At 70.4% G+C, this 15541-nt stretch carries 11 protein-coding genes; 7 read left to right on the forward strand and 4 right to left on the reverse strand.

What is annotated here, in order from left to right; genetic code table 11:
• Window positions 1-545: 545 nt before the first annotated feature.
• Window positions 546-854, reverse strand: a complete 309-nt coding sequence (locus tag ACIRYZ_RS17400) for a hypothetical protein (protein WP_402945263.1) — start codon at window positions 852-854, stop codon at window positions 546-548.
• Here ACIRYZ_RS17400 and ACIRYZ_RS17405 point away from each other — a divergent pair.
• The 4 genes from ACIRYZ_RS17405 (at window position 750) to ACIRYZ_RS17420 (ending at window position 4401) form a co-directional block, all read left to right on the forward strand.
• Window positions 750-986: a hypothetical protein gene (locus ACIRYZ_RS17405; protein ID WP_402945235.1), complete on the forward strand. Its 237-nt coding sequence runs from the start codon at window positions 750-752 to the stop codon at window positions 984-986. The genes ACIRYZ_RS17400 and ACIRYZ_RS17405 overlap by 105 nt on opposite strands.
• Window positions 987-1029: 43 nt before the next feature.
• A complete protein-coding gene (locus ACIRYZ_RS17410; RefSeq protein WP_402944863.1) occupies window positions 1030-1482 on the forward strand; it encodes a DUF6879 family protein in 453 nt (150 codons plus the stop codon).
• A complete protein-coding gene (locus tag ACIRYZ_RS17415) occupies window positions 1479-2330 on the forward strand; it encodes a helix-turn-helix domain-containing protein (RefSeq protein ID WP_402945238.1) in 852 nt (283 codons plus the stop codon). The genes ACIRYZ_RS17410 and ACIRYZ_RS17415 overlap by 4 nt, the downstream gene beginning before the upstream one ends.
• 898 nt (window positions 2331-3228) lie before the next feature.
• Window positions 3229-4401, forward strand: a complete 1173-nt coding sequence (locus tag ACIRYZ_RS17420; protein ID WP_402944866.1) for a hypothetical protein — start codon at window positions 3229-3231, stop codon at window positions 4399-4401.
• Between the two features lie 158 nt (window positions 4402-4559).
• On the opposite strand, the gene ACIRYZ_RS17425 is transcribed toward ACIRYZ_RS17420, so the two are convergent.
• Window positions 4560-5717 (reverse strand): mechanosensitive ion channel family protein, encoded by a 1158-nt coding sequence (locus tag ACIRYZ_RS17425; RefSeq protein WP_402944869.1) that lies wholly within the window; start codon window positions 5715-5717, stop codon window positions 4560-4562.
• A 490-nt stretch (window positions 5718-6207) separates the two neighbouring features.
• Here ACIRYZ_RS17425 and ACIRYZ_RS17430 point away from each other — a divergent pair, with 490 nt between their 5' ends.
• Window positions 6208-6852: an HNH endonuclease gene (locus ACIRYZ_RS17430; protein ID WP_402944871.1), complete on the forward strand. Its 645-nt coding sequence runs from the start codon at window positions 6208-6210 to the stop codon at window positions 6850-6852.
• A 265-nt stretch (window positions 6853-7117) separates the two neighbouring features.
• Here ACIRYZ_RS17430 and ACIRYZ_RS17435 read toward each other — a convergent pair whose 3' ends face one another.
• Together ACIRYZ_RS17435 and ACIRYZ_RS17440 are read right to left on the reverse strand one after the other, a co-directional pair.
• Window positions 7118-11095 carry a beta-N-acetylglucosaminidase domain-containing protein gene (locus ACIRYZ_RS17435; protein WP_402944874.1) on the reverse strand — a complete coding sequence of 1326 codons (3978 nt, stop codon included), beginning with the start codon at window positions 11093-11095 and terminating at the stop codon, window positions 7118-7120.
• A 209-nt stretch (window positions 11096-11304) separates the two neighbouring features.
• Window positions 11305-12636 carry a ricin-type beta-trefoil lectin domain protein gene (locus tag ACIRYZ_RS17440; protein ID WP_402944876.1) on the reverse strand — a complete coding sequence of 444 codons (1332 nt, stop codon included), beginning with the start codon at window positions 12634-12636 and terminating at the stop codon, window positions 11305-11307.
• Between the two features lie 38 nt (window positions 12637-12674).
• Between ACIRYZ_RS17440 and ACIRYZ_RS17445 the strand changes: the two genes are divergently transcribed.
• Both ACIRYZ_RS17445 and ACIRYZ_RS17450 read left to right on the forward strand, forming a co-directional pair.
• Window positions 12675-14837 (forward strand): RHS repeat-associated core domain-containing protein, encoded by a 2163-nt coding sequence (locus tag ACIRYZ_RS17445; RefSeq protein WP_402944879.1) that lies wholly within the window; start codon window positions 12675-12677, stop codon window positions 14835-14837.
• 119 nt (window positions 14838-14956) lie between these two features.
• Complete coding sequence (locus tag ACIRYZ_RS17450) at window positions 14957-15481, forward strand: SMI1/KNR4 family protein (RefSeq protein ID WP_402944880.1); 525 nt, start codon at window positions 14957-14959, stop codon at window positions 15479-15481.
• Window positions 15482-15541: the final 60 nt, after the last annotated feature.

A 15541-nucleotide genomic window follows, 5' to 3' on the forward strand; every position in this document is an offset into this window, starting at 1 on the left:
GCCCCCCAACCCCGGGTGTTTCCACAACCCGGCCCCCCCCCCGCCTGCCCATAACCCCACCCTTTGCCGCCCCTCGCCCGTGCGGCAGGCCCCCCGCGGCGACGGCATTTCCGGGCCCCTGCGCAGGAAGTCGGCCAGACCGACTTCCTGCGCAGAAGACGGGAGGGTTGTGGGTCAATCACAGCTCCTTTCGCCGTCCCGCCGCGATCGTGATCGCGGCGGGACGGAACGCGCTGCAGGGTGAGCAGGGAGCGGATGGGATGGCAAAGGCCTGGCCCGCGTCATCGGACGCGGGCCAGCCCAAACATCAGGTGCCCCGCCCGCCCACCCCGTTGGAACGCCACGGGTGCCAGTGCGACGGAAGCGCTCCCACCTGGCCCGACCCGCAACCGCCGCGATGGGCGGGCGGCCGGGCCGCCCGAACCCGGGGGAATCCGGGCGGACCCGCCCCCGAGGCCCGAGCCCTTCGCGGCCCGCTCGCGCCGGCACTTCCGCTGACGGGCGCGCCAGCAGGCCGGAGGTCAGACACCCCATGTCGTTGGGTGTCAAGCGGCAATGGGTTGGGCGTGGTGTGACCAGGCGGTCGCCTCGTCGTAGAGGGTGCGGGTCTTGAGGCAGCCGTGGAGTATGCCGACCAGGTGGTTGCCGACCTGCCTGAGGGCCGGGTTGTAGCCGGCCTCACGGGCGCGCTGCTTGTCGTAGTAGGCGCGGGCGCCGGGCGAAGCCCTCAGGGCGGAGAACGCCTGCGTCTGCAACGCGTCGGCGAGCCGGTTGTTGCGGACGTAGCGGGCAGCCCCGAAGGCAAGTCCCCGACGGTCTACTTCGACGACGTGACGGGCAACTACATCCTCCAAGGCTGGAAGGTGCTCGACCTGGAACGTCTCTCGCAGATGGACATCCCCGGGCACGAGACCGTGATCGAATTCCCCAAGCGCATGATGCAGTTCTTCCCGGAGGTGAACGGTGGCAGCAGTCCCATCGCTTGAGGATCTGCTGCGGACCTGCACCCGCTCAGCTCTCCACCTGGAGATGCGCGATGGATACATGCGGGACGACCCGCTGTTCCTCCGTTGGCTCAGCGGACAGCGCGACGACCCTGCCGACCGCCCGTCGTGGTGGAGCCCCTGGTTGCAGCTCATCGAGGAGACCACGAGCCGCGGCGTTGAGGTGCGGCGCGCGCGGGTCGTCTCGGAACCGGTGAGCGAGTACATCCGGTTCGAGCACGAGATCACGTTCCGGAACATCGCCTCCGGTGAGCAGGTCAGGTGGCTTCCCCGTCGGCAGGCGACCGGCCTGGCGCTCCCGGGCAACGACTTCTGGCTGATCGACGGACAGCTTCTCCTGGTCCACCACTTCAGCGGTGACGGCGACTTCGTGGACGACGAGGTCACCACCGATCCGCAGACCGTGAAGCTCTGCACCTCCGCCTTCGAGGCCGTCTGGGAACGGGCAGTCCCGCACGAGGACTTCCGGCTGCGCTGACCGTGTCCGCGTCGTCCAGCGTTCAGCAAGCCAAGCAGGCCCTCGGCCAGCGTCTGCGCGACATCCGGCGAGACTCCGGACTCAGCGCGCGGGCGCTGGCCGAAGCTGCTGGGTGGCATGAATCGAAGTGCTCCAAGATCCAGAGCGGCCGGGTGATGCCATCGGAGGCCGACCTACATGTCTGGACGGCCATCTGCGGGGTCCCGGATCAGGCAGCAGACCTCATCGCGACGGCCCGGAACATCGAGGGAATGTACGTTGAGTGGCGGCGCCTTGAGCGCGCCGGCCTCAAACGGGCTCAGGAGTCCGTGCGTCCCCTGTTCGAGCGCACGCGGCGATTCCGGATGTACCAGTCGTGGGTCATCCCCGGCCTGCTCCAGACAGCGGCCTACACGCGCGAAGTGCTGCGCACGATCGTTTCGTTGCGCAGCACTCCGGACGATGTTGACGACGCTCTCGCGGTGCGAATGGAGCGGCAGAAGGTGCTGCATACGGGAGATCACCGGTTCGCCATCCTGATCGAGGAGTGGGTGCTGCGGACCGTCATCGGCACTCCGGACATCCTGGTCGGTCAGCTCGGCCATCTCATCACCGTCGGCTCCCTCCCATCGGTGAGTCTTGGGGTGATTCCCCTCGGTTCGACCAGAGGCGCCGGCTGGCCGGTTGAGTCCTTCACCATCTACGACGATGCGCAGGTGAACGTCGAGCTCGTCTCCGCCCACCTCACCATCACCCAGCCGGCCGAGATTTCCGAGTACGGCCAGGCATTCTCCGAGCTGGCCAGCATCGCTGTCTACGGTGCTGAGGCGAGATCGCTCATCACTGGAGCCATCAACGCGCTCGGGTGAATGCGAGCAAGCTCAAGCAAGTTCGTCGACTGCGCATCCTGCTGCTCCCTACCGTCTCTAAACGTCACCAGACGCCCTGAGACGGAGGGAGCGGCGTCATGCCAATACCGTCCGACCAGCCCGAGAAGTCCCCGAAGACGACCCCCAAGCGGCGCACGGCGAAGCGCGTCTACGGGGACCCGGCCGAGTCCATGAACCCCAAGCGGCCCGAGCTGCCGCCCGGGTGGAAGCCGCTGGACGACTATCGTGAGGCCAACTATTCCGGCCACGCCCCGTCCGTGGGCACTTTGCTCCAGAATGCCGCCGTGCAATCCACTTGCCCCTGTCACAACTGCGTTGCCCGCAGAGGGGCCGAGTGAGGCTGGTGCAGGCTGACGGTCTTCGACGGCTCGTGGACGACGGCCAGGACGCCTACCGGGAGGCTGCCGAACAAGTGGCTCGCGGAGTCCCCACCCCCGGCCGGTCGCCGTCGCTTACACGCTCTGGCTGCTCGTCCTGGTAGCGCTGGCAATAGCGCTGATCGCCTCCGGCCGCTACTGGCCGGCACCCGCGCCTTCGGGCGCCCACAAGCCCTGGCCTCTCGGAGAGGGTCTTCTGCCGGGCCGGACCGCACCACCCCGTAAGACTGCTCGCCCGGGTGCGGGCGAGCAGAGGCCAACCCGATTGGAGAGGTACATGAGCACCGTCACCATCGAGCCGGACCCGGAGGTCACCAACCTGACCCGCCGCCTGGACCACTCGGTCCCGGACGGCGACTTCGCCCCGGCGGGTACCGAGGTCTGACCGCAGTTCCGAACTGATGCCGGTTAGTTGGCGGCATGGGCGGGTCGGCGCGGGTGATCATCCGAGCCGACCCGCCGCTCGGCGTCGAACACACCCCAACCAAGGAGAGTCCGCATTGAAGAACGTCATCGCCACCCGCGTCCCCGCCGGCTCCTTCTTCGACCTCGATCGGAAGGACCCGGAACTGATCCGTCTGCGCGAGGAAGGCGCGGAGCGCGCTCTGCCGTTCGCCCTGATGGAGCGCCTGGTGAAGTCGGGCACCCCCTACGCGGAGCACGCCCGTTCTCTTAGCAGTGAACCCGTGACCGTGGCTGGGGCCACCTTCGGCTGGTTCGACGCCGAGCTTCACGGCGAGATCGCCGACGAGATCAACCTGACGGACTACGAGATCGTCCAGCACACTGACGAGCGCCGCGCGGCGCTGACCCAGGCCCTGGACCGCCTGTCGCTGGTCCACCCCGAGGGGTTCGCCCGCGTGCGCGAGTTCGTCCGGGGGCTGCTGTGGGTGGGCCTCAAGCCGGGCGTCCACACGTCCTCGCTGACCAGCTCCAGCGACCCGGCGCTCCCGTACGTCATCACGTTCTCCGACAAGGCGTGCCGCCACATTCCGCCGAACACGGTCAGCGAGCAGTCGTCCCCCCTCTTCTTGGCGGAGAACCTGCTGCACGAAGGCGTGCACCAGTCGATCAGCTTCCACGTCCTCCAGCGCCAGGTCTTCGCCGACGGGTACTCGGCCAAGACTTGTCCCAAGATCGAGATCAAGTGGCGGGCCGGGCAAGGAGAGGACCGCAACCAGTACTGGGAGATCGACAGGGCCTTCCACGCGACCTGCGTGTACAACCAGCTGCTGCGGTTCCGCCAGTTTGAACTGCGCCGCGACGACCTGACGCCCACCGAGCGCGCGAGCATCCAGAGCGCCTACGACGAGGGCCTGCCGGCCGTCCGCTACCTCATGCGCGAACTCGAACTCCTGCGTGAGCACTTCTCCCCGCACGGGGTGGAGCTGCTGGCCGACCTGCGTCTCGGCGAGGCCAACCTGATCCTCTGCCTCAAGCATGAGCGCCCCACCAGTGCGCCCAGGGTCAGCACCACCGTGTTCATCAACGCCAACGGCTATCTCGAATGCGATCTCGGCGAGGGTGACTGTGTCGTATTCGACGGGGCGCTCACGCCGCACGGCCGGACGCCGCTCAGCGCTGGAGAGAGCGTCACCCTCATCAGCTTCGGCTTCCGTGTGCATGACCAGGCTCTGCGCCCGCTCACGAACCTCCCGCCGGTCCCTCGGTAGGGAAGGTGCATTCAGCCGATCTGATACCCCTGTCCCGCTTCCCGCTGGCCAGCTCGCACCCGCCCGCGGTGCCCTCAACCGTGGGCGGCCCCGGCTGATAACGGCCGGGCCGCCCGGAACCAGGGGGACGCAGGTGATCGACCCGCCGAGCCGGAACGTTACGGCTTCTGCAGCGTCGGGTCGTCCGTCGGCGGCTTCGGCAGCGGGATCGGCTCGGCCGCCCGGTACCGCGGCGAGGTCGGGTCGGACAGCGCCGACGGCGGCGAGGGCTCCGCGATCGCCACCCCGGTGGCCACCGCCGTGGCCTCCTCCTTGACCTTGATCCCGGCCAGGTCGAAGGCCGACTTCAGCCGCTGGCGCAGCGCCCGGGACACCAGCGGCGCCTTGCCCGGCGCCGTCCGGGCCTCGATCCGTACCATCACCGAGTCCGCCGCCACCGACTCCACGCCCAGGATCGACACCGGCGCCCAGACCAGCTCGTCGTACGGCGCCTCCTTGGACAGCGACTCGGCGGTCTCCTGGATCAGGTCCTCGACCCGCTGCAGGTCCTCCTTGTACCCGACCTGCACGTCCACCGAGGCGGTCGCCCAGCCCTGGCTCATGTTGGCGATCCGCTTCACCTCGCCGTTGCGGATGTACCAGATCTCACCGTTGGCCCCGCGCAGCTTGGTCACCCGCAGCCCGACCTCCAGCACGGTGCCGGTGGCCACCCCGGTGTCGATGTCGTCGCCGACGCCGTACTGGTCCTCCATGATCATGAAGACCCCGGAGAGGAAGTCCGTCACCAGGTTGCGGGCGCCGAAACCGATCGCCACACCGGCCACACCAGCACTCGCCAGCAGCGGCGCCAGGTTCACCCCGAGCGCGGAGAGCACCATCAGCGCCGCCGTGCCCAGGATGCTGAACGAGGCCACGCTGCGCAGCACCGAGCCGATCGCCTCCGAGCGCTGCTGGCGCCGCTCCGGGTTCACCACCCCGTGGTTGGCCAGCAGCCCGCCCAGCCGGCTCTCCTCGTGGTGCTCGTGACCACGCGCCATCCGCGCTATCAGCTGGGTGATCAGCTTGCTCACCACGACCCGCAGGACCATCGCGAGCACGATGATGAGGATGATCTGGAGGCCGCCCGCCAGCCAGCTCTGCCAGTGCGTGTCGAACCAGCTGGCCGCCTGCTTGGTGGTGTCGGTGACCTCCTGCGCACTGGTGGGGATGCGCAGGTCCAGCTGCGGCAGCCCCGGCGCGGTGGGGGAGGGAGCCGGCGTCGGGGTGGAGAGCGTCGAGGACGCGTCGGTCAGACCGGTGGCGCCGGAGCGGAACACGTGCGGGACCTTCCTTGCTGGGGGCGTGACGGGCCCGCGCCGCCGCAAGCGGCCCGCGGACCGTGCGCCTCAGCCTATCCGTTGCCGAACACCCGCCCGGACACGCCGAAGGGCGTACAGAAGATCCCGGACGCCCCGTCAACGCCCCGGTGCGCTCCCCCCATGCACCGCCCCCGCGCCACCCGGACCGACCCCGAACGGCCCAGGCAGGCCGCCGTACGGGCCAGGGCGCTGCTCCGAGCGGCCGAGCCGTCCCCCGGGCGGGACGCCGCGCCATACCCCGGCGGCACCATGGTGCAACCCGACCTCTCCCAGGGCATACCGGGTATGACACAAGCCACACCCGGAGTTCATGTCGGGTCCGTTACGCAGGAGTGGTGGCGCCGTACAAAGGCGTAAGGCGACACTGGGGGAGATCGCGCACTCGTTGTGCGATCCAACCGCTCGTCCCGGCGCGAGCCACGCGCCGCAGGCGTCCAAGGAGGCATCCGTGCCGCATGTCCTGGTCCTCAACGCGTCCTACGAGCCACTCGGCGTCGTATCGATGCGCCGCGCACTCATCCTGGTCCTCAACCACAAGGCGGTCAGCCTGGAGGACTCGGGAGTCACTCTGCACAGCGCCACCAGCGCCCTTCCGGCGCCGTCCGTCGTCCGACTGACCCGCTTCGTCCGGGTCCCCTTCTGCGGGCCCGTCCCGCTCACCCGCCGGGCGCTGTTCGCCCGGGACCACGGCCGCTGCGTCTACTGCGGGGCCGCCGCCACCAGCGTCGACCACGTCATCCCGCGCAGCCGGGGAGGCCAGCACCGGTGGGACAACGTGGTGGCAGCCTGCCGCCGCTGCAACCACACCAAGGCCGACCGCCACCTCACCGAACTCGGCTGGCGGATGAAGCGCCCGCCCGCACCGCCCAGCGGCCTCGCCTGGCGGATCATCGGCACCGGGATCAAGGATCCGCGCTGGCGGCCCTACCTGGAGCCCTACGGCGGCTCGGACCAGCTGCGCGCCGCGCAGTGGGGCGAGTACGAGCACCACGACCATACCGAGCCGAACCACTCCGTCCCGATCGGCCGGGCGCACGGCGCCCACCCCGCCCCCGTCCGCCGCGGCGAGCAGCCCGAACCGCTCTCCGCCTGACCGAAGCACCACAAGGGCCCGCCCGTCATACCGTCGGTACGCGCCTCATGGGCCGCCGCGCCCCCCACACTGGGGAGCCCGGCGGCCCGCCGCTTTATTTTGGGGCCCGGCTCGCCGCCCCCTTTTTTTTTGGGCCCGGCTCGCCTCCGGGGCGCTCGGACCCGGCACCGACGGTCGGCGCTCCGGCGCTCGTACCTCGCTTGTCGCTTCTCCCTTTCGGCACCGGCGCGCCCCTTCGGCTCGCCGGGCTTGCCCGGGTGGCCTCCTACTGCTTCGGCGGCGCCGCCGGAGGCGTGGTGGCCGCGACCCCCGGCTGCCCCGGGCCCGGCTGGCCGGGCTGGCCGGGCTGGCTCGGCTGGGCCGGCTGGGTCGGCGGAGTGGTCGGCGGCTGCGGCGGGACGACCGGCGCGGTGACGGCGTACAGCTCGATGCCGTACAGCGAGTAGCCGAACTTGGTGGCCCGCGCCACGCCCTGCATCCGGACGAACCGGACGTTCGAGGCGTCGAAGCGCACCGTCTCGTCCCCGCCCTTGCCGTTGTCCACCACCGCCGCGTCCGTCCAGGTGCTGCCGTCCGGCGAGACCTGGAGCTTGTACGAGGAGGCGTACGCGGCCTGCCAGTGCAGCACCGCCGCGCCCAGGTGGACGGGGTGCGGCAGCTCCAGCTGCACCCAGGCGTCGTCCTTGGCCGGCGAGGACCAGCGCGTCTTGGGGTCGCCGTCGGCGACCGCCGAGGCCGGGAAGGACGGCGTCTCGTCGCCCGAGGAGGTCGCCGTCGAGCCGACCGCCAGGTCCGGCCCGCTGGTCGGCGGCACCACGTGCACCTGCAGCACCTGCTTCACGGTGGTGCCGCCCGCCACATACGACACCGGCACCTGGTACGTCCCGGACGGCGTCCCCGGCGCGGCGGTGACCAGCAGCGGCACGCCCACCCGGCCGCCGCGCGGCACGGTCACCGGGCCGGCCGGGGTCGCGGTCAGGCCCTTGGCGGCGGCCGGCACCTCGGTGCGCAGTTCGCCGGTGGTGCCCTCGGGGCGGCCGGCCTCGACGGTGGCCTGGGTCTTGGCGGGCGAGGCCGCGCCGGTGACCACGTCCAGCGCCGGGTCGGCCAGGCTGAGCCGGGCCGCCGGGACGTCCGAGTACCAGGGGATCACCTGGTTGACCACCGGCGGGTCGCCGCCGGGCTTCCAGGTCAGCCGGAAGGCGTCGGCCAGCTGTCCGCCGGCCGGCAACTCGTTGTAGCCGGGCTGCACGGTGCCGATGTCCGTCCAGGTGCCGTCGGAGCGGCGCACCGCGACGGTGGCGGTGGCGTGCACGTTCGGGTCGGTGAGCACGGTCAGCCGGTCCAGCGGACGGGCGCTGCCGAGCTCGACGGTGAGCGGCTGGTCCTGCGCGGTGGGCGGATTGGCGGCCCGGTACGCGGTGTCCGGGTTGCCGTCCAGCACGGCCGCGGCCGAGGAGCCGGGCAGCGCGTCGGGCCCGCCGGAGACGCTGGCCGGGGCCTCGTCGGGGGCGGTGACGGTGAACTCGCGCACCGCGACGGCGGTCTTCTGCGCGGCCGTGGCCCGCAGCCGTACCGCCCGTACCACCGTGCCCGGCGGCAGCTGGGCGCTGACCGTCTTCTGGTTCTTCACCACGGCGAGCTGCTTCCAGCCGCCCTCGCCGGTGCTGTACTCCAGTACGCCGTCGCGGATGTAGTCGTCCACGGCGGTCTGGGCGTCCGGGCCGTCGCCCCAGCCGCCCATCAGCACGGTGACACCGGTGATCGCCCGGCCGGCGCCCAGGTCCACGCCGACCGAGTCGCCGGGCTGCGGGGGAGCGGAGCTCCAGTAGAAGGTGTCGGCCTGGCCGTCGGCCATCAGCGCGGGCAGGTGGTCGTGCGCGGTGCCCATGCTGGTGGTCGGGGTGACCCCGCCGCTGACCACGCCGGACCAGTTGTCGGCGGCGCGCACCGCGCGGTCCAGGAACGGGCCGAGCACCCCCGCGCCGATGGTCGCCGGGGACTGGGAGAGCTGGGCACGCAGCCGGTTGAGCTGCACCCGGGCCTTCCAGGCCGCCGCGCCGTCGCCGCCCTTCTGGGCCAGCAGCATGTCCAGCGCGGCCTGCCCGGCCAGCCCGTAGTCGTGCAGCGGGCCCAGCCACGGCCCGGCCTCGGCGGCCAGCTGGGCGGTGGCCTGGGTGCCGGACAGGGTCTGCTGGGCGGTGGCCATCGCCGCGAAGGCGTCCCGCAGCGGGCCCGCGGCCTCGATCAGCTTGGCGAGGTCCGGGGTGGCGCCGGAGGTGGGCTCGGCGGCGGCCCAGAACCGGTCCAGCAGCGGCGTCAGGTAGCCGGACTCCTGCTTGGACAGCGGCGAGGAGGTGCTGTTGCCGGCCAGCGCGGTCACCGCGGACAGCGCCGACCCGGCGGGCGTGGCGGCGGCGCCGGTCGGCCCGGCCAGCGAGCGCACCGCGGCCTGCCAGGAGTCGTCGGGCTTGTAGCCGGTCGGGTTCCAGGCGAAGTCGCCGGCCGTGGCGAGCGCTATCCGGGAGGCCACCGGCTGCTGCATCGCGCCGGTCAGCAGCACCGCCGAGCGGGTGGCCACCTCCGGATCGCGCCCGGTGTAGGCACCGAGGAAGAGCCGGTCCGGGCTGGCGTCGTTGACCGGGTAGTTGTCCATGGTGACCAGCGGGTGCCCGTACAGGCTGCCGGTGTCGGAGGTCTGGGCGCCGGTGATCTTCTCCGGGATCACCCCGCCGCCGCTCCAGGCCACCTGCACACCGCTCGGCAGCGCGTCGGCCAGCGCCTTGCGGTACGGCGAGGTGCCCTGCTTGTGGTACTCGGTGGGGACGACGGACAGCGGCGCCAGGCCCGGGTTCTTGGCGATCAGCCGGTCCTGCACCTTCTTGATCAGCGCGGCCTGCGCCTTGGCGGCCGCGGCCGGACCGCTGCCGTAGGCGTCGTGGTCGTCGTCGCAGTGCCACTCGTCGTAGCTGACGTCCAGGAACTGCAGCTGGAAGGCGGTGAAGCCGAGCTTGCGCAGCCCGTCCAGCTTCGAGACCAGCGCGTTGACGTCCTCCTCGGAGCTGAAGCAGAGCGACTGCCCCGGGTCGATCGCGTAGCCGAGGGTGACGTGGTTCTGCCGGGCCCGGTCGCCGAGCTCGCGCAGCTCCGACTGCTGCGCGGCGGGGTAGGCGTCGCGCCAGCGGGACAGCCGGAACGGGTCGTCACCGGGGGCGTAGAGGTAGAAGTTCTGCTTGGAGCGGCCCAGGAAGTCGACCTGGTCGAGCCGCTGCTGGGCGGTCCACGGGGTGCCGTAGAACGCCTCCGCGGTGCCGCGCACCGCCGCGCCGCTCGGCCAGTCCCGCAGCGTGATCCCGGGCAGCCCGAGCCCGGCCGCGCCCGGCCCCTGGCCCTGCCCGGCCGGTACGGCGGAGAGCAGCTGGCGCAGGCTCTGCGCGGCGTAGAAGGTGCCGACCGCGTCCACGCCCGCCAGCACCACCACGCCGTAGGTCCCGCCACCCTGGGCGGGCAGCTGACCGGCCGCCAGCACGTAGCCGCCGTCCGTCATGCCCTCGGTCGAGGGCGCGACGCCGTCCTTGGAGCCGGCCGCGACGGCCAGCTGGCGCAGCGTCCGGTCCACCTCGCCGCCGGCGTCCTCGGCGGCCCCGCCGACGTACACCACCAGCGAGCCGGCGGCCGGCGTCCCGCCGTCCGGCTGCGGGGTCACCGAGGTGGCCCCGGCGATCGTCAGCACCTCGCGCACGGCGTCCACCGCGCCCCGGTCCACCCTGGGCGAGGGCACCAGCGTGACCGCGGCCGGCACCGTGACGGCCTTGCCCGCCACGGTCTGCTCCTGCGGGTGAGGGAACACCTGGGGGTTCGTCACACTGCCCAGCGGCGTCTGCGGCGCGCTGCTCACCACGTCCGGCCCGGGCGTCGCCGCGTACGCCGCCGACGGCATCGGCCCGGCCAGCAGCCCGCCGACCACCGCCGCGGCCGCGACCCCGGCCGCGATCTGCATCGCCCGCCGCCCCGGCCGCCCCGCCGCACGCTCCGCCCGCACGGATGCCAACAGCGGCTCCGTCCCCTTCAGATCGGCGATCAGCCGGTCCGCGGTCCTCGGCGCCAGCTGGCGGCACGTCCGCGCGGTGGCCCGCCGGGCACTCAGCGCGGCCGGATGCTGCAGCACCTCCCGCAGCGCCGGACTCTGCTCCAACTGCTGCCGCAGCCGCCGCCCGGCCACAACGGACACACGGGCTTGCACAGGAGCCTCCTCGACAGGCCTGGACCACAACGCGAGCAACCCCACCAGCTACCCAACCCGGTGTCAACGTCGGGGACGGCTATGTCGAGTTTGCCCGATTTCGCACCCCTGCTGGGACTGCCTCTGACAACGCCTCGGGCCCGCCCCGCCGGGTGGCGGAGCGGGCCCGAGGTGCAGCGCTCAGGAAACGAGGGTCAGGAACCGAGGGGTCATGAACGCGGGGGTGCCGGCAGCGCGGCCGTCCGCAGGTTCGGGATGACCCACTGCTGGGATCCGCCGTAGTGACAGTCCCACAGCTGCAGCCGGTTGCCGTTGGTCGCCTGCCAGCCCGGCAGGTCGAGGCAGCGGCCGGAGGCCGGGTGGTACAGCGCGTCGTTCGCGAGCGGGATCCACTTCTGCGCGGCGGTGCCGTCGCAGGTGCGGTACTCCATCTGGGTGCCGTTGCCCGTACCGGAGTTCACCGGCGCCAGGCACCCGTTCAGGACCCGGACGGTGCCGTCGTTGCCCAGCGAGAACTGCTGAGCGCCGCTCCCGTTGCAGTCCCACAGCTGGATCGCGGTGCCGTTGGCGGCCACAGCGCCGTTGAGGTCCACGCACTTGTTGCCGTCGACGTGAGACCGGATGACGCTGGCGGTGCCCGGTGCGGTGGGCGCCACCGTGAACGGGTAGACGGCGGTGCTGCTGATGCTCCCGTCGAAGCTGTCGGTCGGCTTGGACTGGTACTTGTACCGGCCGAGCACGAACGGCCCCGAGGACGGCGGGCTGGTGCTCGCCCGGTGGTAGCCGGTAGCGGCGAGGACGCCGTCCACGTACAGCGACATCGCACCAGTGTCCGCGTTGTAGGAGGCGGTCAGCCGGGTCCACACACCCGGCCGGAAGTTGGAGCCGGCGTTCATCGTGCCGGTGTAGTCGTACGACCAGGTGTCATCGTCGCTGACGGCCAGGCCGAAGGCCCAGAAGCCGTACTTGGCGTCGGCGTACAGGATGAAGTTGCTGCTGTGCACGGTGTCCTGGCTCGCGATGATGCCGCCCTTCGGGCCGGTCTTGGCCCAGGTGGAGACCGTGAAGCTCTTGCGGGTGTCGACGACCGGGCGTGACATCGTGATGGTGGAGCCGGCACCGGGACTGAAGGCGCCCACAGTGGTGGCCCGGCCGTCCACGGTGTCGCCGACCCAGTTCACGCCCGAGGCCGTTCCGTCGGCCTTCCTCTGGCCGTCGCTAACGGTGTTGCCGCCGGTGGGCGCGGCCAGCCAGTTGCCGATCGGGCGATTGAGGTTGCCCAGGGCGACCGGCGTCGCCTCCAGACCGGTCACCGTCGGGCCGCTGTTGACGTCGGGCGCCTTGGTGCCGACGCCGGCCCAGGCGACCAGCTGGTTGTTGGTGTCGACGGCCCAGAGGTCCGGGATGCCGTCGCCGGTGACGTCGCCGTTGGAGCCGACCTTCGGGTAGAGCTTGGCGTCGACGCCGTTGGCCAGCCAGCCCTTGGTGGGGTCGGCGAACGCCGAGGCGTCGAAGGTGCCCTGGGTGCTGCCCTTGGCCAACTGGTAGGCGTGGATGGTACGACCTGCTCGGCCGTCCGGTGAAGACCACCGACCCGGATTCGGGTGTCGGGACGACGTCATACGACGACAGCAAGAACCTCGTCATCGTCACGGATTCGCGCGGCAAGAGCGCAACCGCCGTCACCGACCTGCTCGGCCGTACCGTCGCAGCCTACGAGGGCACGGCGGTCGACCCGGCCAAGCAGGTCGCCGGCTGGACCTTCGACACGCTTGCCAAGGGCAAGCCAACCTCGTCCACCCGCTATGTGGGTGGGGCGAGCGGCGCTGCGTACAAGTCGGAGATCACGGGCTACGACATCGGGTACCGCGAGACCGGCGCGAAGGTGACCATCCCGGCCGTCGAGGGCTCGCTCGCCGGCGTCTACCAGACCGACAACACCTACGACGCGGCCGGCCGACTGACGACCACGACGATGCCGGCGGTCGCCAACATGGGTCGGGAGACCCTCAGCTTCGCCACTGACACGGCTGGACAGTTCGTCGGCCTGAGCAGCGTCTTCGGCTACGACCCGTCCACGACCTATGTGGCCGATGTCCGGTATGACCCGTACGGCCGGCCGTACCGCACCACGGTGGGCGGCGCGGGCGTGCAGGTGGTCGCCACGATGATGATCGACGACGCCACCGGTCGGGTGACACGCTCGATCCTGGACAAGCAGACCGCCGAGACGGCTCACGTCGACTCGACCGACTACACCTACAACCCGATGGGCCAGATCACCTCGGCCCGCAACGCCCAGGACGGCCAGGTCGCCGACCTGCAGTGCTTCACCCACGACTACCTCGGGCGGCTCACTCAGGCCTGGACCGACACCGGTAGCCAGGCCACCAAGCCGCAGCCGAGCGTCCCCGGCATCGGCGCCTGCACCAACGTCGATGGCCCGTCGGTGAACGGCGGCATGTCGAGCGTCGGAGGGCCGGCCCCGTACTGGCAGCAGTACGAGTACGACCTCATCGGTAACCGCACCAAGTTGGTCCAGAAGAACGTCAACGGCGACGCCACCAAGGACGTCACCACCGCCCAGACTTTCGGTACCGGCCCCAACACCCCGTCCTCCGACCCGAAGACGGGCGGCGGCACCGGCGGTCCGCACGCGCTGATGAAGTCCACCCAGACCGGCCCGGCCGGCACGGTGGTGACCTCGTACACCTACGATGCCGCGGGCAACACCACCTCGATCACCGACACCCCCGGAACCAGGACGCTGACCTGGAACGCCCAGGGCAAGCTCGACCAGATCACCGGTACCGGCCAGAGCGGCGCGACCAGCTACCTGTACGACGTGTCGGGCAACCAGCTGATCCGTCGTGACCCGGGCAAGACCACGCTCAACATGGGCGCCGACCAGCTGACCCTGGACACCGGCACCGGAGTGGTCACCAACGTCCGCAGCTACGCGACGCCCAACGGTCTCTCCGTCACCCGTACCACCACCAGCGGCACGTCCACGCTCGCCTACCAGGGCGCGGACCCGCACGGCACCAACGGCGTCCAGTTCGACGCGAACAGCCTCGCCCACGTCCGCCGCCCCACCGACCCGTTCGGCAACGAGCGCGGCACCCAGCCCGCTGCAGGTGTCTGGGCCGGCGACAAGGGCTTCGTCGGCGGCACCAAGGAGAACGCCACCGGCTTCACCCTCCTAGGCGCCCGCGAGTACGACCCCAAGACGGGCCGCTTCGTCAGCCCCGACCCCATCACCGATGCCGGTGATCCCCAGCAGTGGAACGCCTACGCGTACGCCAACAACAGCCCGGTCAACAAGTCGGACGCCAACGGCCTGAGCCCCAAATGCGACACCCCGGCCGAGTGCCAGGGCCTCGCGGCCGAAAAGGACAACGGCCACGGCTGCTCCTACATCACTCCGGCGAGCTGGTCGCCCCCTACCTTGGCTTCGCTGCCGCCGCCCACGGCGGAGGAGCAGGCCGCAGAGCACCGGAAGGACGCCGCCGACAAGGTCGTAAACGAGGCCAAGCACAAGCGCGAAGAGCTCGTGCACAAGGTGGTCGACATCGTCGGCGACCTGATCGGCTTCAACGACGCCCGCGACTGCTTCACCAAGGGCGACGTGATGGGCTGCATCAACACGGCCCTCAATGTGCTGCCCTGGGGCAAGATCTTCAAGGCCATCAAGGTCGGCATCCAGGCTCTCAAGATCTACAAGGAGATCAACAAGGCGTAGTCATTTTCAGCTCAACTTTCTTACTCGCAGGAGAGCGGCCGGATAGGTGATGAAGGGCGCCCTTTGCTTGCGGCAAGGGGCGCCCTTCGTTGGCTGGGATCTTGTACGCTCAAATGAGGGTGACCTCGTGGCACATCAATGATTGGGTGGTCGCAAGGGTGTGGAATGTCAGTGAGATCCGTTCTCGTGTAGGGAAGCTCGGCCTAGAGCTCGGTCCCACACTTCCAGCATGGGTGGTTTCTGAATTTGAGAGGAATTATTCCGTTGTTCTCCCGAAATCATATAGGAACTTCCTGCTGAGTGTTGGGGATGGTGGGGCCGGTCCATTTGGTGGACTGTGGTCGCTGAATCGATCCTATGGGCCTGTCAATGAGGAGTGGTGGCCGCGCTTTTTGGCGACTCCCTTTGCTTTCACTGAGGCTGTGGGGCCGGAAGTTATCGGCGATTATGATTATGATGAGGATGGGCTTGTTGTCGGGTCGATGATTGTCGCTGAAATTGGATGCGGTGCTTTCGTGCGTCTAGTTGTGACGGGGGATTCCGCAGGCAAGGTTTGGTTCGATAATCTCGGCATTGATTCCACGCTGGAGCCCGGGCCTGATTTTTGTGATTGGTATATGGATTGGGTTTGCTCCATGGGATGATCCCTCGTCTCGGGTGGCCAGTCGGCGAGCTGCTGAGCCGCATGGCGCGCCGACGCTCGT

This window comes from Kitasatospora sp. NPDC101155 (assembly GCF_044768305.1).
Lineage (GTDB): Bacteria > Actinomycetota > Actinomycetes > Streptomycetales > Streptomycetaceae > Kitasatospora.